The organism is Microbacterium sp. AC026, from assembly GCF_979258475.1.
Window position 1 is genome coordinate 2,543,367 of the sequence record NZ_OZ409857.1, and the last position, 21,906, is coordinate 2,565,272.

The 21,906-nt window shown below is 68.6% G+C and carries 21 protein-coding genes and 3 pseudogenes; 17 read left to right on the forward strand and 7 right to left on the reverse strand.

The window, feature by feature from the left end; all coding sequences use genetic code 11:
- Positions 1–17: 17 nt before the first annotated feature.
- On the forward strand, positions 18–413 hold the full coding sequence (locus tag ACZZ93_RS12745) for a hypothetical protein (protein WP_463511234.1): 396 nt from the start codon (positions 18–20) through the stop codon (positions 411–413).
- A 51-nt stretch (positions 414–464) separates the two neighbouring features.
- Here ACZZ93_RS12745 and ACZZ93_RS12750 read toward each other — a convergent pair whose 3' ends face one another.
- Both ACZZ93_RS12750 and ACZZ93_RS12755 read right to left on the reverse strand, forming a co-directional pair.
- Positions 465–1,907, reverse strand: coding sequence for an MFS transporter (locus tag ACZZ93_RS12750; protein WP_463511235.1), 1,443 nt, complete (start codon positions 1,905–1,907; stop codon positions 465–467).
- 53 nt (positions 1,908–1,960) lie between these two features.
- Positions 1,961–3,424, reverse strand: a complete 1,464-nt coding sequence (locus ACZZ93_RS12755) for a peptide MFS transporter (RefSeq protein WP_187250630.1) — start codon at positions 3,422–3,424, stop codon at positions 1,961–1,963.
- A gap of 91 nt (positions 3,425–3,515) precedes the next feature.
- Here ACZZ93_RS12755 and ACZZ93_RS12760 point away from each other — a divergent pair, with 91 nt between their 5' ends.
- Together ACZZ93_RS12760 and ACZZ93_RS12765 are read left to right on the forward strand one after the other, a co-directional pair.
- Positions 3,516–4,205 (forward strand): GNAT family N-acetyltransferase, encoded by a 690-nt coding sequence (locus ACZZ93_RS12760; RefSeq protein WP_463511236.1) that lies wholly within the window; start codon positions 3,516–3,518, stop codon positions 4,203–4,205.
- A 105-nt stretch (positions 4,206–4,310) separates the two neighbouring features.
- Entirely contained in the window at positions 4,311–5,696 is a 1,386-nt protein-coding gene (locus tag ACZZ93_RS12765) for a glycine--tRNA ligase (RefSeq protein ID WP_053098005.1), read from the forward strand.
- A 57-nt stretch (positions 5,697–5,753) separates the two neighbouring features.
- On the opposite strand, the gene ACZZ93_RS12770 is transcribed toward ACZZ93_RS12765, so the two are convergent.
- The 4 genes from ACZZ93_RS12770 to ACZZ93_RS12785 all read right to left on the reverse strand — a co-directional run bounded on the left by ACZZ93_RS12770 (position 5,754) and on the right by ACZZ93_RS12785 (position 8,682).
- Positions 5,754–6,179, reverse strand: a complete 426-nt coding sequence (locus tag ACZZ93_RS12770) for a DUF1801 domain-containing protein (protein WP_463511237.1) — start codon at positions 6,177–6,179, stop codon at positions 5,754–5,756.
- Complete coding sequence (locus ACZZ93_RS12775; RefSeq protein ID WP_431738342.1) at positions 6,176–6,748, reverse strand: HhH-GPD-type base excision DNA repair protein; 573 nt, start codon at positions 6,746–6,748, stop codon at positions 6,176–6,178. The genes ACZZ93_RS12770 and ACZZ93_RS12775 overlap by 4 nt, the downstream gene beginning before the upstream one ends.
- Before the next feature lie 37 nt (positions 6,749–6,785).
- Positions 6,786–7,229: a hypothetical protein gene (locus ACZZ93_RS12780; RefSeq protein WP_463511238.1), complete on the reverse strand. Its 444-nt coding sequence runs from the start codon at positions 7,227–7,229 to the stop codon at positions 6,786–6,788.
- Positions 7,230–7,374: 145 nt separating this feature from the next.
- On the reverse strand, positions 7,375–8,682 hold the full coding sequence (locus tag ACZZ93_RS12785) for a glutamyl-tRNA reductase (protein ID WP_230101054.1): 1,308 nt from the start codon (positions 8,680–8,682) through the stop codon (positions 7,375–7,377).
- Between the two features lie 61 nt (positions 8,683–8,743).
- On the opposite strand from ACZZ93_RS12785, the pseudogene hemE reads away from it, so the two are divergent.
- From hemE to ACZZ93_RS12850, 13 genes and pseudogenes are all read left to right on the forward strand, one after another.
- A pseudogene (gene hemE / locus ACZZ93_RS12790) lies at positions 8,744–9,765 on the forward strand (uroporphyrinogen decarboxylase).
- Between the two features lie 66 nt (positions 9,766–9,831).
- Positions 9,832–10,170, forward strand: coding sequence for a metalloregulator ArsR/SmtB family transcription factor (locus tag ACZZ93_RS12795; protein ID WP_053097999.1), 339 nt, complete (start codon positions 9,832–9,834; stop codon positions 10,168–10,170).
- A gap of 144 nt (positions 10,171–10,314) precedes the next feature.
- The gene (locus ACZZ93_RS12800) at positions 10,315–11,790 is read left to right on the forward strand and encodes a protoporphyrinogen/coproporphyrinogen oxidase (RefSeq protein ID WP_463511745.1); all 1,476 of its coding nucleotides are present in this window, start codon (positions 10,315–10,317) and stop codon (positions 11,788–11,790) included.
- A gap of 153 nt (positions 11,791–11,943) precedes the next feature.
- Entirely contained in the window at positions 11,944–12,366 is a 423-nt protein-coding gene (locus ACZZ93_RS12805) for a hypothetical protein (RefSeq protein ID WP_463511239.1), read from the forward strand.
- Position 12,367: 1 nt separating this feature from the next.
- Positions 12,368–12,775 carry a phage holin family protein gene (locus ACZZ93_RS12810; RefSeq protein ID WP_053097996.1) on the forward strand — a complete coding sequence of 136 codons (408 nt, stop codon included), beginning with the start codon at positions 12,368–12,370 and terminating at the stop codon, positions 12,773–12,775.
- A complete protein-coding gene (locus ACZZ93_RS12815; protein ID WP_072592006.1) occupies positions 12,762–13,043 on the forward strand; it encodes a hypothetical protein in 282 nt (93 codons plus the stop codon). The genes ACZZ93_RS12810 and ACZZ93_RS12815 overlap by 14 nt, the downstream gene beginning before the upstream one ends.
- A 69-nt stretch (positions 13,044–13,112) precedes the next feature.
- Entirely contained in the window at positions 13,113–13,790 is a 678-nt protein-coding gene (hemQ, locus tag ACZZ93_RS12820; RefSeq protein ID WP_053097994.1) for a hydrogen peroxide-dependent heme synthase, read from the forward strand.
- Between the two features lie 7 nt (positions 13,791–13,797).
- Positions 13,798–14,813 (forward strand): annotated as a pseudogene (gene hemC, locus ACZZ93_RS12825) (hydroxymethylbilane synthase).
- Positions 14,810–15,601 (forward strand): uroporphyrinogen-III synthase, encoded by a 792-nt coding sequence (locus ACZZ93_RS12830; RefSeq protein WP_053097992.1) that lies wholly within the window; start codon positions 14,810–14,812, stop codon positions 15,599–15,601. The pseudogene hemC and the gene ACZZ93_RS12830 overlap by 4 nt, the downstream one beginning before the upstream one ends.
- The gene (gene hemB / locus ACZZ93_RS12835) at positions 15,598–16,575 is read left to right on the forward strand and encodes a porphobilinogen synthase (protein WP_053097991.1); all 978 of its coding nucleotides are present in this window, start codon (positions 15,598–15,600) and stop codon (positions 16,573–16,575) included. Before ACZZ93_RS12830 ends, hemB begins: the two co-directional genes overlap by 4 nt.
- A 111-nt stretch (positions 16,576–16,686) precedes the next feature.
- Positions 16,687–18,015: a glutamate-1-semialdehyde 2,1-aminomutase gene (gene hemL / locus ACZZ93_RS12840; protein ID WP_363522601.1), complete on the forward strand. Its 1,329-nt coding sequence runs from the start codon at positions 16,687–16,689 to the stop codon at positions 18,013–18,015.
- Positions 18,016–18,386: 371 nt separating this feature from the next.
- Positions 18,387–18,836, forward strand: a complete 450-nt coding sequence (locus ACZZ93_RS12845; RefSeq protein ID WP_053097989.1) for a hypothetical protein — start codon at positions 18,387–18,389, stop codon at positions 18,834–18,836.
- A gap of 55 nt (positions 18,837–18,891) precedes the next feature.
- Positions 18,892–19,140: a pentapeptide repeat-containing protein gene (locus ACZZ93_RS12850; RefSeq protein ID WP_463511746.1), complete on the forward strand. Its 249-nt coding sequence runs from the start codon at positions 18,892–18,894 to the stop codon at positions 19,138–19,140.
- A gap of 964 nt (positions 19,141–20,104) precedes the next feature.
- Here the strand turns inward: ACZZ93_RS12850 and ACZZ93_RS12855 are convergent.
- Positions 20,105–20,890, reverse strand: a pseudogene (locus ACZZ93_RS12855) (ATP-binding cassette domain-containing protein); the annotation flags it as partial.
- Here ACZZ93_RS12855 and ACZZ93_RS12860 point away from each other — a divergent pair.
- The gene (locus tag ACZZ93_RS12860) at positions 20,784–21,845 is read left to right on the forward strand and encodes an enoyl-CoA hydratase/isomerase family protein (RefSeq protein WP_463511240.1); all 1,062 of its coding nucleotides are present in this window, start codon (positions 20,784–20,786) and stop codon (positions 21,843–21,845) included. The pseudogene ACZZ93_RS12855 and the gene ACZZ93_RS12860 sit on opposite strands and share 107 nt — an antisense overlap.
- The last annotated feature ends 61 nt before the right edge of the window (positions 21,846–21,906 follow it).

Here is a 21,906-nt window from a genome sequence, read left to right on the forward strand (position 1 = left end):
GCGGTTAGCATCGAGCAATGCCCCGTACAGACTGGACCCCGCATCGTCGTGATGACGGAGAACTGCTCGGTTGGATCCATCCGGAAGGCGAGGCCTGGGTCGCGATCGATGTGCTCGGGCGCGCGGTGTCCGGGCCGACGGAGTGGCTCGACGCCGAGGCGGCCCTGGAGGACCACGGGATCGCGTGGCTCGCCGACCCGTGGATGCTCGAGGGCGAGGCCGAGCGCCCCCTGCGCGTGCGCATCGTCGAGGTCACGCCCGATGGCAAGGGGAGATCGGGGCGCATCGTGGTGAAGGTCGACGACTTCGGCGACATCACTCGTCCCGCCACGCAGCAGTACGTGCTCTCCTGGCCCGCCCCTGATCGGCTGCGGACGTCATCGCCGACGGATCCCGATCCGCGGGCGTTCTGACCCGACCGTTCGTGGACTGCGGGCGCCGGCGTGCGCGGTGTGCGTGCGCGGTCAGCCCGGCAGCGAGGGGTGCTGCTCGGACGAGCGCTGGCGGGGGATGAACAGCGACAGGACGAGAGCGACGATTCCGGCGGCGATCGCGAGCCAGAAGCACACGTCGAACGCCGCCCTCGTCGGCACGGATACCCCGCCGACGTCGATGCTCATCGCGGCGAGCACGCCGCCCATCACGGCAGAGGCGCTCGACGTGCCGACCGAGCGGAAGAGGGCGTTGAGTCCGTTCGAGGCGCCGGTCTCGTTCGCGGGCACCGACCGCATGATGATCATCGGCATGGCGGCGAATGTGAAGCCGATGCCGACGCCGATCAGCAGGTTGCCCACCAGGATGTGCCACACCTCGCTCGACCACAGGAGCACGAACACGTACGCGAGGACGATGGCTCCCGCGCCCACGGTGAACAGCGGACGAGGTCCGACGGTGCGCTCGAGCCATCCCGACAGGGGTGAGATCACCATCATCACGAGGCCGGCGGGCATGATGATCAGCGACGCCGAGACCATGTCGAGCCCGAAGCCCGCACCCGAGGCCGCGGGGCCCTCGAGCAGCTGCGGGAACGTCACGTTCGACGCGAACAGTGCGAAGCCCATCCCGATCGCGGCGATGTTGGTGAAGAGCACGGCGGGGCGCGCGGCGACCCGCAGATCGAGGAGCGGATCGTTCGTCCGCAGCTGGTACCAGCCCCAGACGAGCAGTACGCCCACGCCGCCGATGATGCAGGTGAGGGTCAGCGGTGCCGTCCAGCCCCACTCGGCACCGCGAGACACGAACAGCAGGATGCCGGTGAGTCCGATCGCGAGTCCGATGGCGCCGAGCACATCGAGGCGTCCGGGGAACCGCAGCACATCCTCGGGGATCACGAGCAGTACCAGCGCGAGACCCACGACGCCGAGAGCCGCGGCGAGCCAGAACAGCCAGTGCCAGTCCGCGTTCACGGCCAGCAGCGCGGCGACCGGCATCCCGATCGCGCCTCCGACGCCCATGGTCGCGCTCATCAGGGCGACGGCCGTGCCCAGGCGTTCGGGAGGCAGCACGTCGCGCATGATCGCGATGCCGAGCGGCACCACACCCGTCACCGCGCCTTGGAGCGCTCGACCGATGATGACTCCGATGATCGAGCCCGACAGCGCGGCGATCAGGGAGCCGAGAATGAGCAGCCCGAGCAGCACGATCACCACTCGGCGCTTGCCGTACATGTCGCCGAGCCGGCCCGAGATCGGAGTGGCGACGGCGGCGATGAGCAGCGTGATCGTGACGACCCAGGTGGTGTCCTCGCGAGACGCGTTCAGCAGGCGCGGCAGCTCGGCCTGCAGGGGCACGACGAGCGTGAACATGAACGACGAGCAGAGGCCCGCGAAGGCCAGGACAGCGACGATGGCCCACTTGGGTGGTGTTCGGGAGAGTCTTCTGCGCGCGCGATCTTCGTTCTCTCCCATCGCTTCAGGCTATCGGCGTCTGCGACACCGGAGGCGCGAGGACGATGCGATCGTCAGCTCACGCCCTTCATCAGTCGCAACACCGGCTTGACGGCGAACAGCAGACCGAGGCCGACCACGATCGCTATCGCGCCGAGGATCGAGAAGTACGGCACCTCGTTCTTCGGGTCGTAGAACTGCACGAGCCAGCCCGAGATCGCGGTGCCGAGTGCGATCGACAGGAAGAACAGCGCCACCATCTGGGTGTGGAACACCTTCGGCGCGAGCTTCGTCGTGACCGACAGCCCCACGGGAGAGATGAGCAGCTCGGCCACGGTGAACACGAAGAGGATGCCGACGATCGCGAGCAGGGGCGTGGAGTTGGCACCGCCGCCTGCGAACGGCAGGAACAGCAGGAACGCCGCACCCATGATGATCGCTCCCAGTGCGAACTTCACCGGGGTGGAGGGCTGGCGCGGGCCGAGGCGCGTCCAGATCGCCGCGAAGACGCCGGACAGGATGATGATGAACACGGGGTTGATCGACTGGACCCACGAGACGGGCATCTCGAATCCGAAGATGTTGCGGTCGAGGCGCTCGTCGGAATAGACCGTGAGCACGGTGAACTGCTGCTGGTACAGCGACCAGAACGCGACGCTCGTGATGAAGAGCGGCAGGAATCCCCACACGCGGGAGCGCTCGGTGCCGTCGATCCGCCGACTGCTGAGGATGACGGCGAAGTACGCGACCGTCGCGATGATGGTTCCGATGATGACGATGTCCGCCAGGTTGTCGGCCTGGATCACGCCGATGAGCACCAGCACCGCGATGAGCGCGACGGCTGCGACCGCGACGATCGCGACCAGCGGATAGCGCGACCGGGGGAGCGGGTTCGGCACGCGGCGCGCCTCGTCCGGCAGCGCCTTGCGGCCGAAGGAGTACTGCACCAACCCCAGCGTCATCCCGATCGCGGCGAGGCCGAAGCCATAGTGGAATCCGAGCGACGACTGCAGGATGCCGGTGAGGATCGGGCCCAGGAAGGCCCCGAGGTTGATGCCGAGGTAGAACAGCGAGAATCCGGCATCCCGGCGGGTGTCGTCGGCGCTGTAGAGGGTTCCGACGACCGACGTGGCGTTCGCCTTGAGGCCACCGGATCCGAGGGCGACGAGCACGAGCCCGACGCCGACTCCGATGAACCCGGGAAGCAGTGCCAGGGCGACGTGCCCGCCGACGATCACGATCGCACTGATGAACAGCACTCGCTCCGACCCCAGCATCCGGTCGGCGATCCACGCGCCGAGGATGGTCGAGAGGTAGACCGACCCTCCATAGGCGCCGACGATGCCGCCCGCGACGGCCTGCGAGAGTCCGAGGCCACCCTCGGTGACCGAGAAGTACAGGTAGATCAGCAGGATTCCCTGCATGCCGTAGAAGCTGAAGCGCTCCCACATCTCGACTCCGAAGATGTGGACGAGCGCCCAGGGCTGCCCGAAGAACCTGGTGTCGGACTTCTCGGCGGTCGTATCGCTGGTTGACATCCCTCCACGGTACGCCCGCTCGCGGCATGGTTCCCAGACCGTTCGCGTCGCTCGATTCCGAAAACGGCGACCGGAGGGGCAGACTGGGGGCGTGCGAACCATCCGTGATCTGGACACCGTTGAACTCATCATCGACGCGCAGGGCCTGCTCGACTCCATCCGGGGCCCCGAGCGCGTGATCGACGCCGGCACGCTGCGCGCCCTGCAGCAATCCGGCAACTACGTCGTCGGCCTCTTCGACGCCGAGAGCGGCGAAGAGCGGATGGTGGGCGCGTCGATCGCGTTCTTCGGTGCACCCGGACGCCGGGCGATGCACTCGCACATCACGGCACTGCTGCCCGACTACCGCGGACGCGGGTGGGGGCGCGAGCTCAAGGAGCACCAGCGCCAGTGGGCGTTCTCGCGCGATGTCGGCCGCATCACCTGGACGTTCGATCCGCTCGTCGCCCGCAACGCGCACTTCTTCCTCACCGTTCTCGGCGCACGTGTCACCGGATACTCCGTCAACCGCTACGGCATCTTCGGCGGCGGGGATGCCGGGGACGAGAGTGACCGACTCGACGTCGAGTGGGCTCTCGCCGACATCGCGAAGCCACCGGCATCCGACGCGATCATCGAGACGCTGGAGATCCCCTCGGACATCGAGACCATGCGCATCGAGGATCCGGAGGCGGCGCACGAGTGGCGTACGCGGCTGCGCGCGCAGATGGAGGGGCTGCTGGGCAGCGGCCTCGCTCTCTCGGGGTTCGATGTCGAGAAGGGCTACCTCTTCACGGCCTGAGCGCCGCACACCTGGCCTCGCCGGGGTCCTGACGCGAAGCGGTCGCGGATAAGATTGAGGTGCCCGTGATCACGGGCTTTCCCACCGCCGACCATTGGAGCCACCGTGGCCGAACAGTCCCGTCTAGACAAGGTCATCGCCCTTGCCCGCCACCGCGGGTTCGTCTTCCAGGCGGGTGAGATCTACGGCGGTTCGCGGTCCGCGTGGGATTACGGGCCCCTCGGCACCGAGCTCAAGGAGAACATCCGCCGCCAGTGGTGGCAGACCTTCGTGCGCGGCCGCGGCGATATGGTCGGCCTCGACTCGAGCATCATCCTGCCCAAGCGCGTGTGGGAGGCGTCCGGTCACGTCGCGACCTTCACCGATCCGCTGGTCGAGTGCCTCAGCTGCCACAAGCGCTTCCGTGCCGACAACCTGATCGAGGACTTCGAGGCGCGCAAGGGCCGCAAGGCGGAGAACGGCCTCGCCGATGTGCCGTGCCCGAACTGCGGCACGAAGGGACAGTACACCGAGCCCAAGTCGTTCTCGGGTCTCGTCAAGACCTACCTGGGAGTCGTCGACGACGAGTCCGGGCTGCACTTCCTGCGCCCCGAGACGGCTCAGGGCATCTTCGTGAACTTCTCGAACGTGCTCACCGCCAGCCGCAAGAAGCCGCCGTTCGGCATCGGCCAGGTCGGCAAGGCGTTCCGCAACGAGATCACGCCCGGAAACTTCATCTTCCGCACCCGTGAGTTCGAGCAGATGGAGATCGAGTTCTTCACGCCGCCCGCAGAGGCTCAGGAGTGGTTCGACCACTGGGTCGAGGCGTGCTGGAACTGGTTCATCGATCTGGGCATCGACCCCGAGAACATGCGCCAGTTCGACGTTCCCGAAGATGACCGCGCGCACTATTCGGCCGGCACCATCGACGTCGAGTACCGCTTCGGTTTCACGGGCAAGGAGTGGGGTGAGCTCATGGGCGTCGCGAACCGCACCGACTACGACCTGTCGAGCCACAGCGAAGCCTCGGGCCAGAGCCTGACCTACTTCGACCAGGCCACCGGCGACCGTTACACGCCCTACGTGATCGAGCCCTCGTTCGGCCTCACTCGCGCCATGATGGCGTTCCTCGTGGATGCGTATCGCGAAGAAGAGGTGCCGAACGCCAAGGGCGGCACCGATGTGCGCACCGTGCTCAAGCTCGACCCGCGTCTCGCCCCTGTCAAAGCCGCCGTATTGCCGCTGAGCCGCAACGAGCGCCTGTCGCCGCTGGCGCGCGAGGTCGCTGACACGCTGCGCAGCTCGTGGGCCGTCGACTTCGACGACGCGGGCGCGATCGGCCGTCGCTACCGCCGTCAGGACGAGATCGGCACACCGTTCTGCGTCACGATCGACTTCGACTCGCTCGACGACCGTGCGGTCACCGTGCGCGACCGCGACACGATGGCGCAGGAGCGCGTCTCGATCGACGATCTGCACGAGTACCTGGCCGAGCGTCTCAAGGGCGCCTGACGCGCGGACCACCAGAACGAGAGGCCCGCTGTCCGAGAGGACGGCGGGCCTCTCGCGTCAGCCGGTGACGGTCAGCTGCACCTGATCGGTGCCGCCCGCCTCTACCCAGGCGAGCGAGCGCTCGAGGATGCCGCGGAGCACGTCGAGGTCGATCTGTTCCAGGTCCTTGATGTAGAGGCATCCGACGCCGGTGCTGTGCGGGCCGAGGTTCTCGAGCGCGCCCGAGTGCGCATCGACGCCGTCGAACAGATAGATGGTGGTCGCCGCTTTGCGCGGGGCGAAGCCGAGCAGGCCGCTGTCGCCCTCGGCGCCGGTCGGGTACCGGTAGTGGCAACTTCCGAATCCGATGATCGTGCCCCAGGTCTGAGGGTCGCGGCCCGTGATCTCCTGCATGATCGCGGTCAGCGTCTCGGCATCCCGGCGGCGGACCGCCGGAGTGGAGCGGGCGATGAGACCTGCGACGTCATCGCCCGTGGGCTTCATGCGTTCGCCTTCGCCGCAGCTTTCATGGCCTTCTTGTGCTCTCGTACTCTGGTGAGCGATTCGGGCGAGACGATGTCGGCGACGCTGCGGTACGAACCCTCGGTGCCGTAGTCGCCGGCGGCCTCCCGCCATCCCGGGCCGGTGAAGCCGTACTGCTTGCCGAGCAGAGCAAGGAAGATCTTCGCCTTCTGTTCGCCGAAGCCGGGAAGGGCCTTGAGTCGCTTCAGGACTTCGGCGCCCGACGGATCACCGTCGGTCCAGATCGCCGAGGCGTCTCCGTCCCACTGATCGACGATCTCCTGGCACAGGGTCTGCACGCGTGCCGCCATCGAACCCGGGAACCGGTGCACGGCGGGCGTCGTCTTGAACGCCTCGAGGAACTCGTCCGGGTCCATGGCCGCGATCGTGGTGGCGTCGGACGCGCCTGTGCGCTGCTCGATCTTCAGGGGACCGGCGAAGGCCGTCTCCATCGGAACCTGCTGATCGAGCAGCATCCCGACCAGCAGGGCCAGCGGATTGTCGGTGAGCAGCGCGTCTGCGGCGGTGTCTCCGGTGATGTGAAGGGCCATGCATCCAGTCTGGCACCGACGCGCTCCGATGCCGGAGTCAGATGCGCTGGAGCTTGGGAAGGGGGCCCTCGAGACGCGCGACCGAGACTCGGACATCGGCGATGTCGGCCTTGAGCTCTGTCTTGACGTCGTAGATGTCCTGCTTGAGTTCCGACCGGAGCTCGGCGATGTCGCCCTTGAGTTCGGTGCGGAGTTCGGCGATGTCGCCTTTGAGCTCGTTGCGGAGTTCGGCGATGTCGCCCTTGAGTTCGGTGCGCAGTTCGGCGATGTCGGTCTTGAGTTCGGTGCGGAGCTCCGCGATGTCGCCTTCGACCCTCGCGAACCGTTCATCGACCCTGTCGAATCGCTTGTCGATCCTGTCGAACCGTACTTCGAGCCCTTTGGCCTGCTTTGCAAGCATCCGAGAGACGCCGCCGAGCACGGTGGCGGTGACGCCGAAGAGGGCGATGATGATGCCGATCAGGTTCGGATCCACGAGCATTCCCCCAGTCTGCGCCGCGTGATCGACGCTGTCAGGGGTTCGACGATATGAAGCATCGAAGTTGGCCGCCAGGGCGACCGCCGTGCTTCTCCCGAGTGCTGTGGAAAGACCACCACAGAGGGCTCCTGTGCAGAAGGAGCGCGGCTCAGGCGGTCGCGGCGCCGTCGGTATCGGATGACAGCGCGGACTCGACCGGCTCGATGCCGTACAGCGTCGAGAGCGCAGTCGCGAAATCGTCCGCGCGGCCGGCGGCGGCCAGTTCGTGGGCGCGGGTGGTCGGCACGTGCAGCAGCACGCCGGTCAGGTGGCGAAGCGCCTGCTCGACCCTGCCGTCGTCATCGCCGCGCGCGCGAGCGCGGCCGATCTCGGCCTCGAGCAGCGCGAACATATGCGACCGCAGGGCGACGACCGACGGCGTGACGCTCTGTCGGCTGCCGACGACGTGGAAGGTGTCAGCTGCTTCGCGCACCACGGTGCGTGCGGCATCCGTCGCCTGCAGCTCTTCGAGCGGTGCGTGCAGGCTGATGGTCTCGAGGTCGAGCAGCGCGACGCCTTCGAGCGCTGCGACGGCGGGGTCGACGTTGCGCGGCATGCCCAGGTCGACGACCATCTGGCTGTGCGACGCGACGGGGCATCCCTCGGGTGCGATGCCGGTCGGCGCCTGCAGGTGCTCAGGTGTCAGCACAGGAGCGGTCGCCGTCGTGCAGGTGATCAGCAGGCTCGAGCGCGAGGCGACGCGCGCGTAGTCCTCTGCGGCGACCGGGCGGATGCCGTGCTTCGCGGCGAACTTCTCGGCTCGGCCCGAGGGTGAGTACACCGAGATGTTGACGGCTCCCCGTTCGCGCAGTGTCGCGAGGGTGACGGCTGCGTAGGCACCGGTGCCTACGAGCAGCACGCGCTCCGTCGACCAGTCGGCGATGCGGCTGTCAGCGAGTTCGAGGGCGAGGCGCACGAGCGAGCGGCCGGCCCGGCCGAGGGCTGTGACGTTCTTGACCTTGCGCTGCGCCTGGCTCGCGCGCTGGAAAAGCCGCTCGAGCTCGGGCGAGGTGGTGCCCTCCTTGCGCGCGGACTTGAGGGCGCGACGCACCTGACCGGCGATCTCGCCTTCGCCGGAGACGACGGATTCGAGTCCCGATGCGACGGAGAAGAGGTGCTCCGCCACTCGACGACCGGAGTGCACCTCGTAGGCGCCGTCGAGTTCGGACGCGCGGATGCCGGTCGATGCTTCGACAGCCTCGAGCACCGCCTCGACACCGATCGCACCCGCTGCCGTGACGGGCTCGTCCATCTCGACGTAGGCCTCGAAGCGGTTGCAGGTAGCAAGAACGACCGCACCCTGCACGCAGGACGCCATGTCCACGACCGTGGAGGCGACGTCATCGGGGGTGCGGCTCAGGCGTTCGAGCAATTCGAAGGAGGCGGTCTTGTGACTCGCCGTGACAACCAGCAGCACATGACGATTCTACCTGAGGCTTCATGCAGGTCGGCCCGGCGGCGGATGGGAGGATGGTCGCATGGTCCTCTCCGACGCTCCGCTGCTGCGCGCCCTCACCGGCCCCCGCTCCGAACATGCTCCCGTGTGGTTCATGCGCCAGGCCGGCAGGTCGCTGCCCGAGTACCGCGAGCTGCGCGTCGGCACGCGCATGCTGGACGCCTGCCTGACCCCCGATCTCGCGGCCGAGATCACGCTGCAGCCCGTGCGTCGTCACGGCGTGGACGCCGCCGTGTTCTTCAGTGACATCGTCATCCCGCTGCGTCTCGCCGGGGTGGACGTCGAGATCGAGCCCGGACGCGGCCCCGTGTTCGCCGACCCCGTGCGGTCTGCCGCCGATGTCGATCGCATCACAGCGATCGACCCGCTGTCGCTCGACGGCACCGCGATCGCCGAGGCCGTCGGCATCGTCACGGCCGAGCTCGGCGACACCCCCTGATCGGATTCGCGGGTGCTCCCTTCACTCTCGCCGCGTACCTCGTCGAAGGCGGCCCGTCGAAGGAGCACCTGCGGGCGCGGGCCATGATGCACGCCGATCCGGAGTCGTGGAACCGCCTCGCGGGCTGGCTCGCGCAGGTCTCACGCCGGTTCCTCGAGATCCAGCGGGATGCCGGAGCATCCGTCGTGCAGTTGTTCGACTCCTGGGCCGGCTCGCTGAGCACCGCCGACTATCGCGCGTACGTGGCACCGCATTCGCGTGTCGCCCTCGATGCCATCGGCGTGCCGAGCATCCACTTCGGCGTGGGCACCGGGCCCTTCCTCGCCGACATGCGCCTGGACGGCATCGCCGACGGCGTCGGTGTCGACTGGCGGATGCCGCTCGACGAGGCCGCCGCGATCCTCGGCCCCGACGTCTCGGTGCAGGGCAACATCGATCCGGCACTGCTGTCCGCTCCGTGGCCGGTGCTCGAGGCGCATGTGCGCGACGTCGTCGAGCGCGGGCGTGCCGCCAGGGGACACATCGTCAACCTCGGGCACGGCGTGCCGCCCGAGGCGGACCCCGATCAGCTCACCCGTATCGTCGAGCTGGTCCATTCGATCTGAGTTCCAGGGCGCTTCACGGCCGAGCTTCACGAGGATGCAATATAGCGTCAGTGCTAGATTGCACACATGACAGATAGCGCGTCGGACGTCTTCGCGGCTCTGGCGCACCCGACGAGGCGCCAGATCCTGCAGGATCTGAAAGAGGGCGAGCTCGCAGCGGGTGAGATAGCCTCGCGGTTCTCGTCGAGCGGGCCGACGATCTCGCGGCACCTCGGCGTTCTTCGTCAGGCGGGTCTCGTGAGCGAGCGTCGTGATGCCAATCGCATCCTGTACTCCCTCGTCGGCGAGCGGCTGGCGCTCTCCGTAGGCGACTTCCTGTCGACCGTGTGCCCCGAGCAGATCGTGCTCCGTGAGGTGCGCAAGCGCGGCACCGGGCGGGAATCCGCGGTGCAGACCGAAGCGTGACGGGTTTGTCCGGCCGAATGCTGGAAGCCGTTCCCCCGGCGGATGGAAGGATTGACGCATGACGTCGAAGCCAGCGAACAGTGAGACGCCCCCGCCGAACCGGCCGACCTCGCCGCGAGGGCGGCGGAGAGGCACATCGTCGTCATCGGCGGGGGCATCGGCGGCCTGATCGCCGCCCGGGAGTGCGTCAAGGTCGGCATGCGCGTGACCCTGCTCGAGGCGACGGATGCCGTCGGCGGCGCCATCCGTCGCGCTGAGCTCGAAGGCGTGATGGTGGATGCGGGCGCGGAGAGCTACGCGACGAGGGGCGGCCGTGTGCGCGCTCTGATCGAGGAGCTCGGCCTCGCTGACCGTATCGTCGCGCCCGCGGCAGGGAGCGCCTGGCTCGCTGGCATCCCCGGCATCGGCGCGGCACCGCTGCCCGTCGGCGGGATCCTCGGAATCCCCGGCAATCCGTTCCAGGAGGACGTCCGTCGCATCATCGGGTGGTCGGGCGCATGGCGTGCGTACCTGGATCGCGTTCGCCCGCCGCTGACGATCGGCCACAGTCAGAGCCTTGGCAGACTGGTGTCGTCGCGCATGGGAGCCAGGGTGCGCGATCGTCTCGTCGCCCCGGTCACGACCGGTGTGTACTCAGCCTCGCCTGACGACGTCGACGTCGACATCGCGGCCCCCGGACTCAACGCCGCCCTCACCCGCGTCGGATCGCTCTCGGGGGCGGTGCAGACGATGCGGCAGGAGAGCGCGGACAGAGCTGCGAAGGCGCGCGGAGCCGCGATTCGCGAAGGTGCCGCGCTCGCGCCCGGCGCGGCCGTGGAAGGGCTCGACGGCGGTATGACGGTGCTGATCGAGGCGCTGGTCGCGGATATCGAGAAGCTGGGTGGCGTCGTGCACACCGGCGCGCGGGTGACGCAGCTGACGCGCACCGCCGAGGCGTGGATGGTGAAGGCTCACGCCGACGTCGCTCCCGAGGCAGACGCCGTTCTCGGCGACGCTCACACGGAGGAGATCGAGTTCGCCGCAGATGGCGTGGTGGTCGCGACCTCCGAGGGCGCCGCGAGGCGACTTCTCGAGAAGAGCGTGCCCGCACTGGCGGAGACCGCGCCGGCGGATGCTCCGGAGATCGAGATCGTCACACTGCTGCTGGAGCCGTCGGCACTGGCGGGTGCTCCACGGGGCACCGGCGTGCTGACCGTCCCCGGCAGCCACACAGCGAAGGCGCTCACCCACTCCAGTGCGAAGTGGGACTGGGTGCGCGCCGCGGCCGGCCCCAGGCACGTCGTGCGGGTCTCGTTCGGAGCCCAGGGCGAACCCGCCGCCACCACCGCGCTCGACGACGACGCTGCGGCTCGACTGGCGCTGAGCGAAGCATCCGCTCTCCTCGGCGTGCCGCTCGTTGCGGGCGACCTCGTGGCGTCTCACCGCGCGAGGTACGTGCAGTCGCAGCCTGCATCGATCATCGGCTCCGGTGCGCGCCGAGAGGCCGCGAGGTCGGCTGTGCAGGGCGTGCACGGGCTCGCCGCCGTCGGCGCGTGGCTGGCCGGCACGGGTCTCGCCCAGGTGATCCCCGACGCGCGCGAAGAGGCGGACCGGCTTCGTCGGGCGCTGCTCTGGGACTGACGCCGTCGCACGAACCCGAAAGTCGCTCCGCTGTCAACCCTCTGCGTGACAGATGCCGAAATCGGCATACGGGGCTACGCTGGACACCTGCAGGCGGCTCCGAGTCGTCGGTTCGCCCCAGGCGTTCACACCGGAACAACGTGAGGAGACCCCATGAAGGGGAAGATCGGACTCGTCGTAGGAATCGGCGTGGGATACGTGCTCGGAACTCGCGCGGGCCGCGAGAGGTACGAGCAGATCAAGACGCAGTGGCTGAAGGTCTGGAACCTCGACCCGGTGCAGGAGCAGGTCGACAAGGTCAAGGGCTACGTCGGCGACAAGGCGGCGGCAGTGCCCGGTGCGATCTGGACCGGCGTGCAGAAGGTCGTCAAGTCGGCCAGCGGTGGCGACAAGACCGCTGGGCAGCGACTCGACTCCGCCGTGGCTGCGGGGCGCAAGGCCGCTGACGACATCGTCGACGCCACCGAGGACGCCGTCGAAGAGGTCAAGGACGCCGCGAAGAAGGACGACGCGAAGAAGCCCGCGGCCAAGAAGCCGGCAACGCCCGGCTCCACCGCCGCGAAGTCTGGCAGCTGACATGCCCCGCGGATACCGCGATCGCGCCGAGGACAGCCTGCTGTCCCTGATCGGCGATCTTCCCGAGCTCATCAGCAGCCTCGTCAAAGCCGAGATCAACGCGGCCAAGACCTGGATCTCGAAGACGGCGAAGGACGCGGGGATCGGCTCCGTCTGGTTCCTCGTCGCTCTCTTCTTCCTGTTCTGGGCCGTGCCGGTGATCCTGGTGTTCGCGATCGCCGGGCTGTCGTCGTGGTGGCCGGTCTGGCTGTCCGCCCTGGCGGTGCTCGGCATCCTGATCCTCGCCGTGCTGCTGTTCGCGCTGCTCGGCATCCTGAAGTTCCGCAAGGTGCTCGCTCGTAAGAACCCCGCGCAAGCGGTGGGCGAAGACATCAGACTCGTGAAGGAAGCCGGAAATGACGAACTCTGAGATCACGAGGCCGCTGCCCAAGACGGCGGTTCCGGCGGGCATCGTCGACCCGGTCCAGTCGGCTCGGGCGGAGCTGAAGGCCGCTCTCGCGGCGATCGAGGTAAAGGGCAACTTCCCCCGGCGCATCGACACGGCCTCCAAGCGCGCCGCGGCGAAGGCGAGGGTCTTCGCCGACCGCAACCCGGCTGCCGCGATCGCGGGAGCCGTGGGCGTCGCGGTGATCGTCGGCGGTGCCGTCTGGGCGATCGCCCGCGCGCTCTCGCGCTGACCGCAGGCCGAAATCCTCGCATCCTGACTCGCGTTCGCGAGTGCTTCACAAAGGGGGCAGACTGGATCCATGTCCGATGCGCGCGAAGAGAACCCGTCCGGCTTCACCCTCTGGGCAGTCTGGCGACGAAACCCCGATGTGGCGGTCACCGAGTCCGACTCCACGGAGCTCGAGACGATCGTCTCGTACATCGAGGACTCCGGCGTCACGGTCCGTGGCTTCTACGACGTCTCGGGCCTGAAGGCGGACGCCGATCTGCTCGTGTGGTTGCACGGCGACACGGCCGAAGACCTGCAGAAGGCTCTCCGCCGCCTCCGCCGCACCGAGTTGCTGCGCACCCTGCTGCCGGTCTGGAACGTCATGGGCGTGCACCGCGATGCCGAGTTCAACCGGGCTCACGTCCCGGGATTCCTTCGCGGCGTGGAGCCGAAGGACTGGCTGTGCCTGTACCCGTTCGTCCGCACGCCGGAGTGGTATCTCGCGCCCGAAGAGGAGCGCCGGAAGATGCTCGCCGATCACGGACGCAAGGGAGCGGCATTCACCGGGGTCATCGCGAACACGGTCGCCGCATTCGCCCTGGGCGACTACGAGTGGATCCTGCCGCTCGAAGCCGACGAGGTCACCGAGCTGGTCGATCTCATGCGCGACCTGCGCTACACCGACGCGCGCCTGTACGTGAAGGAGGAGGTCCCGTTCTACACGGGCCGACGCCTCCGGTTCGACGAGATCGCGGACGTGCTGCAGTAGGTCGACGATGAACACTCAGAGTCAGACCCCCTCCCCGATCCGATTGGGCACCCGCCGCAGCGCGCTCGCCCAGGCGCAGTCGGGGCACGTCGCCGCCGCGCTCGAGAAGATCTCGGGGCGGCCCGTCGAGCTCGTGCCGATCACCAGCGAGGGCGACACGAATCGTGCGTCGCTGTCGGAGATCGGCGGTCAGGGCATCTTCGCCACGCGTCTGCGAGAGGCACTGCTCGCCGGCGAGTGCGACTTCCTCGTGCATTCGCTCAAGGACCTTCCCACCGCGATCCCCGACGGTCTCGTCATCGCAGCGACCCCGGTGCGTGAGGACGCGCGCGACGTCGCGATCACTCGCGGCGGCACACCGCTGCACCAGCTCCGTTCCGGCAGCAAGGTCGGCACGGGATCCCCCGGCGCATCGCGCAGGTGCACCGGAGGGCTCCGCACGCGGAGGTCGTGGACATCCGGGGCAACGTCGATTCTCGTCTGCAGCGGGTCGCCTCCGGCGAGTTGGATGCGGTGATCCTGGCTGCGGCCGGTCTGTCGCGCCTCGGCACGGACTCCCCGCTGCGCCGCGAAGAGCTGGGCCTCTCCGAATGGCCGACAGCGCCGGGGCAGGGATCGCTCGCCGTGGAGACGCGCACGGATGCCCCCGCAGAGCTGCTCGCCGCGCTCGCCGAGCTCGACGACTTCGACACGCGTCTGGCGGTGACCGTGGAGCGTGCCGTTCTCGAGGGGCTGGATGCCGGATGCCAGGCGCCGATGGCCGCACATGCGGTCGTCGAGGGCGACGAGATCCGCATCAGGACAGTCGTCTACGCCACCGACGGTGGGCGCCGTATCGGCCTCGACGTCACCGAAGCCGTGAACGGGGAGTATATTCGTCGGAACGGCAGCGGCAATGGAGCGGATGCTGCCGGTGGTGCAGACCCGATGCACGCAGCACGCGAGATCGGGTTGTCTGTCGCCCATCGGCTGCTCGAGCAAGGGGCGGCCGACCTCGTCTCCCGAGAGCATTCCTCATCATGACCAATTCGAAGCAGGACCGACCGCTGGACGGCTGGCGCATCCTCGTACCCCGCGGAGGGCCGTGGGGCGACGGTGTCGCCGCCAGTCTGCGCTCCCGTGGCGCGGTGCCCGTCGTGGCACCGCTGATCAATTTCGCCGCCACCACCGACCAGGCAGCCCTCGACGTCGCTCTCACCCGGCTCGCGGATGGAGAGTACGACTGGCTGACGGTGACGAGTGCGACGACCGTCGACGTGATGTTCGCGCACCGCGCGATCGTCCCGCGCCGCACGAAGATCGCGGCCGTCGGCGAGACGACCGCCGCCGCCCTGCAGGCGGTCGGCTACGAAGTCGCGATGGTGCCGGACGAAGACAATTCGGCCGCGGGGATGGCCGAGCAGCTCATCGCCCTCGAGACCGAGCCTCGTCGCATCCTGGCGCTGCGCAGCGAGATCGCGAAGCCCGTGCTCAGCGTCCTCCTGCAGGAGGCCGGTCACGATGTCGACAGCGTTGTGGCATATCGCACGGTCGGCGTCCCGGTCACGGAGCGCATCAAGCGTGATGTCGAGAACGGACGGATCAACGCGATCCTGATCACGAGCGGTTCGGTCGCCGAGCAGGTGCGCGAGCAGTTCCCGCTGATCCCGGACGACACGCTGCTGGCGGCCATCGGTCCGCGCACCGCGAAGGATGCCGATCGGGCAGGTCTGCCGATCACCGTCGTCGCCGACCGTCAGACTGTGGACGCGCTGATCGACGCGGTGTCGAGCTACACCCTCCCGCATGCGGCGGACGAGTTGGCACCGTGAGCTTTCCCGACGTACGACTGCGCCGCCTCCGCCAGTCTGCTGCAGTCCGTGGACTGGTGCGCGAGACCTCGATCGAGCCTCGTCAGCTGGTGCTTCCACTGTTCGTCCGCGAGGGACTCACCGAGGCCGCGCCCATCGGATCGATGCCGGGGGTCGCGCAGCATTCGCTCGACTCTCTGCGGGCCGCCGCGACCGAGGCTGCCGAGGCGGGTGTCGGCGGTGTGATGCTGTTCGGCGTGCCCGCCGTGCGCGACGCTCAGGGCTCGGGCGCCGACGATCCCCAGGGCATCCTCAACGTCGCGACCGAGGCGCTGGCCGCCGAGGTGGGCGATGCACTCGTGGTGCAGACGGATCTCTGCCTCGACGAGTTCACCGATCACGGTCACTGCGGTGTTCTCGCAGCTGACGGGTCGGTCGACAACGATGCGACCCTCGAGCGGTACGCCTCCATGGCGCTCTCGCAGGCGCGCGCCGGCTCGCAGCTGCTCGGTCTGTCGGGGATGATGGACGGCCAGGTCGCGGTCATCCGCGAGGCGCTCGACTCGGACGGCTACACCGACGTGCTGCTGCTCGCGTATGCCGCCAAGTACGCGAGCGCGTTCTACGGCCCGTTCCGTGAAGCCGTCGACTCGCAGCTCACGGGCGACCGTCGTACCTATCAGCTCGACCCGGGCAATCGTCGCGAGGGTGTGCGCGAGGCCGTCGTCGACGAGGAGGAAGGCGCCGACATCGTCATGGTGAAGCCGGCGATGGCGTTCCTCGATGTGCTGCGGGAGGTGCGCGACACCGTCCACATTCCTGTGTGGGCATATCAGGTCTCCGGCGAGTACGCGATGATCGAGGCGGCCGCTGCGAACGGCTGGATCGATCGTCGTGCATCGGTCCTCGAGTCGCTGCTCTCGATCCGCCGTGCGGGTGCTGACGTCGTCCTGACCTACTGGGCGACCGAGGCCGCCCGCTGGCTGCGCGGCTGAGTCGCGCACGCCTTCGCTGAGAGCCCCGTCGATCTGAGTCCCGCCCTCAGGTCGGCGCATTAGCCTGGATGGGATGCCGGGAGAGGTCCGCGCATCGTTGAGGAGTGTGCTGTGACCGACCGCAATGACGACCTGTTCTCCGCTGCCCGCACGGTGATCCCCGGAGGTGTGAACTCGCCGGTGCGCGCGTACGGCTCGGTCGGCGGCACGCCGCGCTTCCTCGCCTCGGCGAGCGGCGCGACGGTCACGGATGCCGCAGGCAACCGCTACGTCGACCTCGTGGCATCCTGGGGGCCGGCGTTGCTCGGCCACGCGCACCCGGAGGTCGTCGCCGCCGTGCAGGAAGCGGCCACCCGAGGCCTCTCGTTCGGCGCTCCCACGGAGGGCGAAGTCGAGCTCGCTCAGTTGATCGCCGACCGCGTGCGGTTCGGGGAGGTTCGGCCGGTGGAGCGGGTGCGGCTCGTGTCGACCGGAACCGAAGCGACGATGACGGCGATCCGGCTCGCCCGCGGCGCCACCGGACGCGACCTGCTGGTGAAGTTCGCCGGGCACTATCACGGGCACTCCGACGGTCTGCTCGCTGCGGCGGGCTCCGGTGTCGCGACGCTCGCGCTTCCGGGTTCCGCGGGTGTGCCTGCGCCCATCGCGGCTCAGACGCTGGTGATCGACTACAACGATCCCGACGCTCTGGCAGCTGTGTTCGCCGAGCACGGCCCGCGCATCGCAGCGGTGATCGTCGAGGCCGCAGCGGCGAACATGGGCGTCGTTCCGCCGCTGCCGGGGTTCAACCGCCTGCTCGCCGAGACCGCTCACGCCCATGGCGCCCTGCTGATCCTCGACGAGGTGCTGACGGGCTTCCGCGTGCACCCGGCGGGCTTCTGGGGGCTCCAGGCGGCCGCCGGTGAGGACTATCTGCCCGACATCATCACCTTCGGCAAGGTCGTCGGCGGAGGGATGCCGCTGGCTGCGCTCGGAGGTCGTGCGGAGATCATGGACCTTCTCGCTCCTCTGGGACCCGTCTACCAGGCGGGCACGCTGTCGGGTAACCCGCTGTCGGTCGCTGCGGGTCTCGCGACGCTGCGCCTCGCCACGCCGGAGGTGTACGCGACGGTCGACGCGGCCGCGGCGCGAGTCTCCCGAGCCCTGGATGAGGCGCTCACGGAGGCCGGTGCGACCCACGCCGTCGCCCATGCCGGCAACCTCTTCAGCGCCTCCTTCCGCGGATCTGCACCTCGGGACTACACCGAGGCTCAGGCGCAGGAGTCGTTCCGGTACGCCCCGTTCTTCCATGCGATGCGCGAGCAGGGCGTGGCGCTCCCTCCGAGCGTGTTCGAGGCGTGGTTCCTCACCGCCGCTCACGGTGAGGAAGAGCTGCAGCGCATCGAGGCAGCTCTGCCCGTGGCTGCGCGCGCCGCAGCTGATGCCGCCGCGACTGCCTGAGCGGAGCTGACCCCCACCCGCCGTGACGGCTCCCTCGCGGAGGCCTCCTGGACGCGTGGGTGGCCCCGCTCGAGGAATGCCGCACCCGTGAAGGCATACTCGATGCTGCCCTGAGCGATGCGACCGGCTGTTCGTCCTCCAGCCGGACAATCTGCCGTCGCTTTTCGACCCAGGAGTCGAGAAGCTCTGCACGCTGCTCGAGGCCGGGGTCGGTGGCGAATGTCCTGTTCCGAATCTAGTAGATTTGTTCGAAAGTCGAGCGGAACACCGGAATGGAAAAGGGGTGGAATCGTGGGAACCGACAACGGATCGTTGCCTTCCTGTGAACAAGACACAGACATCTGGAAGGGTGCCGCTGGCAGACTGGACGCATGGTGACGTTGCTGCTGGACCAGACGCAACTCGAGATCGTGCTCTCGCCGATCGAGCGTGCGGCGAGCTTCCACCGGGACAACGTGCGGCTCGTGCGCGACACCATCACCAAGGTCCAGCTCATCGATGATGCGTGGACCTGGTTGCGTGGCGTGCCGAACCCGGGGACGCACATCCCCGGAGTGCTCGCCGCAGGCACGTGGAAGGCCGCAGGCAGCGTCGACTTCGTCCTCATCCGCAAACGTCGTCCCAGCGTGGTCATCGATCTCTCCGGGGACGCGCAGTACCGGCGACTGATCCTCACGACGAGGCACGGCCTCGCCCTGACCCAAGCGCTCCGACTCGATGTGTCGGATGAGCCGGCGGACGTCGAGGAGATCGTGGCGACGTCGCCCACGCCGGTCTCGAAGGGCAGCCGCCGCCCAGTGATCCGCCCGCGTCCCGCCTGACCGTCACGGAACGGGAAACGCCCTCCGCAGCCTTATGGCGCGGAGGGCGTTCGCAATGGGGAGCGACCTCAGGAGCGGTCGTGCTCACCTTCGTGGTGCTCGTGATGCTCGTGGTGTTCACCTTCGTGGTGCTCGTGGTGCTCACCTTCGTGGTGCTCACCTTCGTGGTGCTCGCCCTCGTGGTGCTCGCCTTCAGCATCCGTCGTCGCCTGCGCGTCGGCTGATGCGTCGGCGTCTCCGAGCGGATAGTCCTTCGGCTCGTCCTCGTAGTACGCGCGCGCTGCTGCAGCGAGCATCGAGGTGACGGCCGCGGATCGGGGGTCATCGTCAGACGGCGCGGCGACGTCATCAGACGACTCCGACGCGTCTTCGGAGTCGTGCGCCTCGCCGAAGAACTCGACGCCGGAGTGCTCCTCCGCGCCGCTCTCGGCCGCCGAGGGGACATCGGGATCGGTGGGAGCACCGACAGGGGTCGTGCCGAAGAGGATGTCGTCGAAGGAGGGCTGAGGCTGTTCCTCGGCCGGGGTCTCGTGCTCGGTCGATTCCCCCGTCGAGTCGTCGTCGCCGGAGACCTCGTCACCGCCCGCATGCGCGGCGTCGGAGGCCACATCAGCCGCATCCTCGGCGTCGTTCGCATCCGAGGCGTCCGCTGCGTAGCCGAGCTCCGCCGCGGCGTACTCGATGTCGCGAGCCGCATCCGCCGCATCCGCGGCGGCGTCAGCCTCGACGTCGGCCGCATCGGCCTCCGCGCGTTCCGCGTCGGAATCGGACGCACCGGAATCGGACGAGTCGGCTTCGGCGGCGTCGGCTTCGGACGCAACGGCGTCGGACGAGTCGGACGCAGCAGGGACCGCCGCGAGCGGCGCTGTCGCCTCCGCGACCGGCGTCTCCGACTCGATGACCGGTGCAGCCGTGATGGCCTGCGGGGCGAGTCTCCCGCCGCGCACGAGCTCGATGAAGACGTCTTCGAGCGTCGGGCCGCGCTGCACCAGGGTCGCCAGAGCGATGCCGGCCGATGCGGCGATGGCGCCGACGGCGCCGGCATTGCTGCCGCGGACCGTGAGACCCGAGCGGAGCACCTCGACCTCGAGGCCGGCGGCCGAGAGCGCCGCCTTCAAGGCGGCGCGGTCCTCGGCGTCGACGACCACGGATCCGGCGGACGGGTCGGCCAGCTTCTCGATGCCGCTCGAGAGGACCAGCTGGCCCTTCGAGAGCACGAGCACGTGGTCTGCGACCTGCTCGATCTCGCTCAGCACATGTGAGGAGACGAGAACCGTGCGGCCCTCATCGGCGAGCCGGCGCAGGAGGAGTCGGATCCACCGGATGCCCTCGGGGTCGAGCCCGTTCGCCGGCTCGTCGAAGACGAGCGCGCCAGGGTCGCCCAGCAGCGCGTGCGCGACGCTCAGCCGCTGCCGCATCCCGAGCGAGAAGCTGCCGATGCGTCCTTCCGCTTCGTGCTCGAGCCCGACCAGAGAGAGGACCTCGTCGACACGCGAGAGCGGGATGCCGTTGGCCTTGGCCGCGATGGTCAGCTGGCGGGCTGCCGAACGCCGCGGGCGGTAGGCAGTCTCCTCGAGGACGGAGCCGATGGTGCGCAGCGGGTGACGCAGTTCAGGATGTGCGACTCCGCCGATCGTGGCGGTGCCGCTCGTGGCGCGCACCTGACCGAGGAGGATGCGCAGCGTGGTGGTCTTTCCGGCACCGTTCGGGCCGAGGAAAGCGGTCACGACGCCGGGCTCGACCCGCGCGGAGAAGTCGGACACCGCCGTCACGTCGTTGAACCGCTTCGTGACGTGCGTGAACTCGAGCACCTGTCCGTCGGGCATCTGCGACCTCTCGTTGCAGTGGGCAGTTCTGTCTATCCTGCCGGAAAAGCCGCCGGATCGTGCATTTACCGTACAGACACGGCCGGATGCAAGGCTCAATCCACCGGGTAGCCTGGCAATCGTGACCGAATCCAGCGCCGCTTCCCGGGTCCTCGTCCGTACCGAGGGAGCCCTCGGCAGGCTGACCCTGAACCGACCGGAAGCGATCAACGCGCTCGACTTCGGCATGGTGCAGGAGATCACGCGCACGCTGGAGCGGTGGCGGTACGACACCGATGTGCAGATCGTGCTGATCGACGGCGAAGGCGACCGAGGCATGTGCGCCGGCGGCGATGTGCGGGGACTGCACGCGCAGATCGTGGAGGGCCGATCCGATGAGACGGCGGAGTTCTTCCGCGCGGAGTACGCGCTGAACGCGATGATCGCCGAGTACTCGAAGCCCGTGGTCACCGTCGCCGACGGCATCACGATGGGCGGAGGCGTCGGACTGTCGGGCCACGCGGCCATCCGCATCGTGACCGAGCGATCGAAGCTCGCGATGCCGGAGACGCGGATCGGCTTCACGCCCGACGTGGGCGGCACGTGGCTGCTGTCACGCGCTCCTGGGCGGTTCGGTGAGTACTTTGGGCTCACGGGGGCGTCGATGAACGGAGCGGACGCCGTACTGCTCGGCTTCGCCGACCATTTCGTGCCCTCCGATCGCCTCGACGCGCTGCGCGAGGCGCTCGCGTATCGTGCCGATCCGACAGGACCGGCCGAGATCGTGCTGCTGTTCGACGAGACTCCCGATCCGTCGACGCTTCCGGCCTCTCGGGGATGGATCGACCACGCGTTCTCCGCCGACACGGTCGCGGAGATCGTGTCGCGGCTGCGCGCGGACGAGGTCCCGGATGCCGCGGCGACCGCGGATCTGCTCGAGAGCCTGGCGCCCACCGGGCTGGCCGTCACGCTCGACGCCGTGCGGGAAGCACGTGCGCTGCCGAACCTGCGTGCCGCCCTGGAGGGTGAGTACCGCCGCGTGATGTGGTTCGTCCTGCGGCATCCCGACCTCGTGGAGGGGATCCGGGCGCAGCTGATCGACAAGGACCGCAATCCGAAGTGGAAGCCGGCGACGATCTCCGAACTGCCTGCAGACCCCGGCGCCGACGCGCGAGACTTCACGCCCGAAGACCCCCTCTTCTAGAGCATTTCGATATATCCGCGGTTGTTCGTCGCGGTGCATAAACCGCTGGCCGCGCCCGAAA

Bases quoted from the DNA above. Each gene is read 5' to 3' on its own strand.
- ACZZ93_RS12850 (WP_463511746.1), top strand. From the start codon at position 18,892: ATGGGGAGCGACCTCAGGAGCGGTCGTGCTCACCTTCGTGGTGCTCGT.
- ACZZ93_RS12780 (WP_463511238.1), bottom strand. From the start codon at position 7,229: ATGCTCGTGGATCCGAACCTGATCGGCATCATCATCGCCCTCTTCGGC.
- ACZZ93_RS12830 (WP_053097992.1), top strand. From the start codon at position 14,810: ATGACCAATTCGAAGCAGGACCGACCGCTGGACGGCTGGCGCATCCTC.
- ACZZ93_RS12815 (WP_072592006.1), top strand. From the start codon at position 12,762: ATGACGAACTCTGAGATCACGAGGCCGCTGCCCAAGACGGCGGTTCCG.
- ACZZ93_RS12770 (WP_463511237.1), bottom strand. From the start codon at position 6,179: ATGAAGCCCACGGGCGATGACGTCGCAGGTCTCATCGCCCGCTCCACT.
- ACZZ93_RS12845 (WP_053097989.1), top strand. From the start codon at position 18,387: ATGGTGACGTTGCTGCTGGACCAGACGCAACTCGAGATCGTGCTCTCG.
- hemQ (WP_053097994.1), top strand. From the start codon at position 13,113: ATGTCCGATGCGCGCGAAGAGAACCCGTCCGGCTTCACCCTCTGGGCA.
- ACZZ93_RS12750 (WP_463511235.1), bottom strand. From the start codon at position 1,907: ATGGGAGAGAACGAAGATCGCGCGCGCAGAAGACTCTCCCGAACACCA.
- ACZZ93_RS12795 (WP_053097999.1), top strand. From the start codon at position 9,832: ATGACAGATAGCGCGTCGGACGTCTTCGCGGCTCTGGCGCACCCGACG.
- ACZZ93_RS12810 (WP_053097996.1), top strand. From the start codon at position 12,368: ATGCCCCGCGGATACCGCGATCGCGCCGAGGACAGCCTGCTGTCCCTG.
- ACZZ93_RS12805 (WP_463511239.1), top strand. From the start codon at position 11,944: ATGAAGGGGAAGATCGGACTCGTCGTAGGAATCGGCGTGGGATACGTG.
- ACZZ93_RS12745 (WP_463511234.1), top strand. From the start codon at position 18: ATGCCCCGTACAGACTGGACCCCGCATCGTCGTGATGACGGAGAACTG.
- ACZZ93_RS12755 (WP_187250630.1), bottom strand. From the start codon at position 3,424: ATGTCAACCAGCGATACGACCGCCGAGAAGTCCGACACCAGGTTCTTC.
- ACZZ93_RS12775 (WP_431738342.1), bottom strand. From the start codon at position 6,748: ATGGCCCTTCACATCACCGGAGACACCGCCGCAGACGCGCTGCTCACC.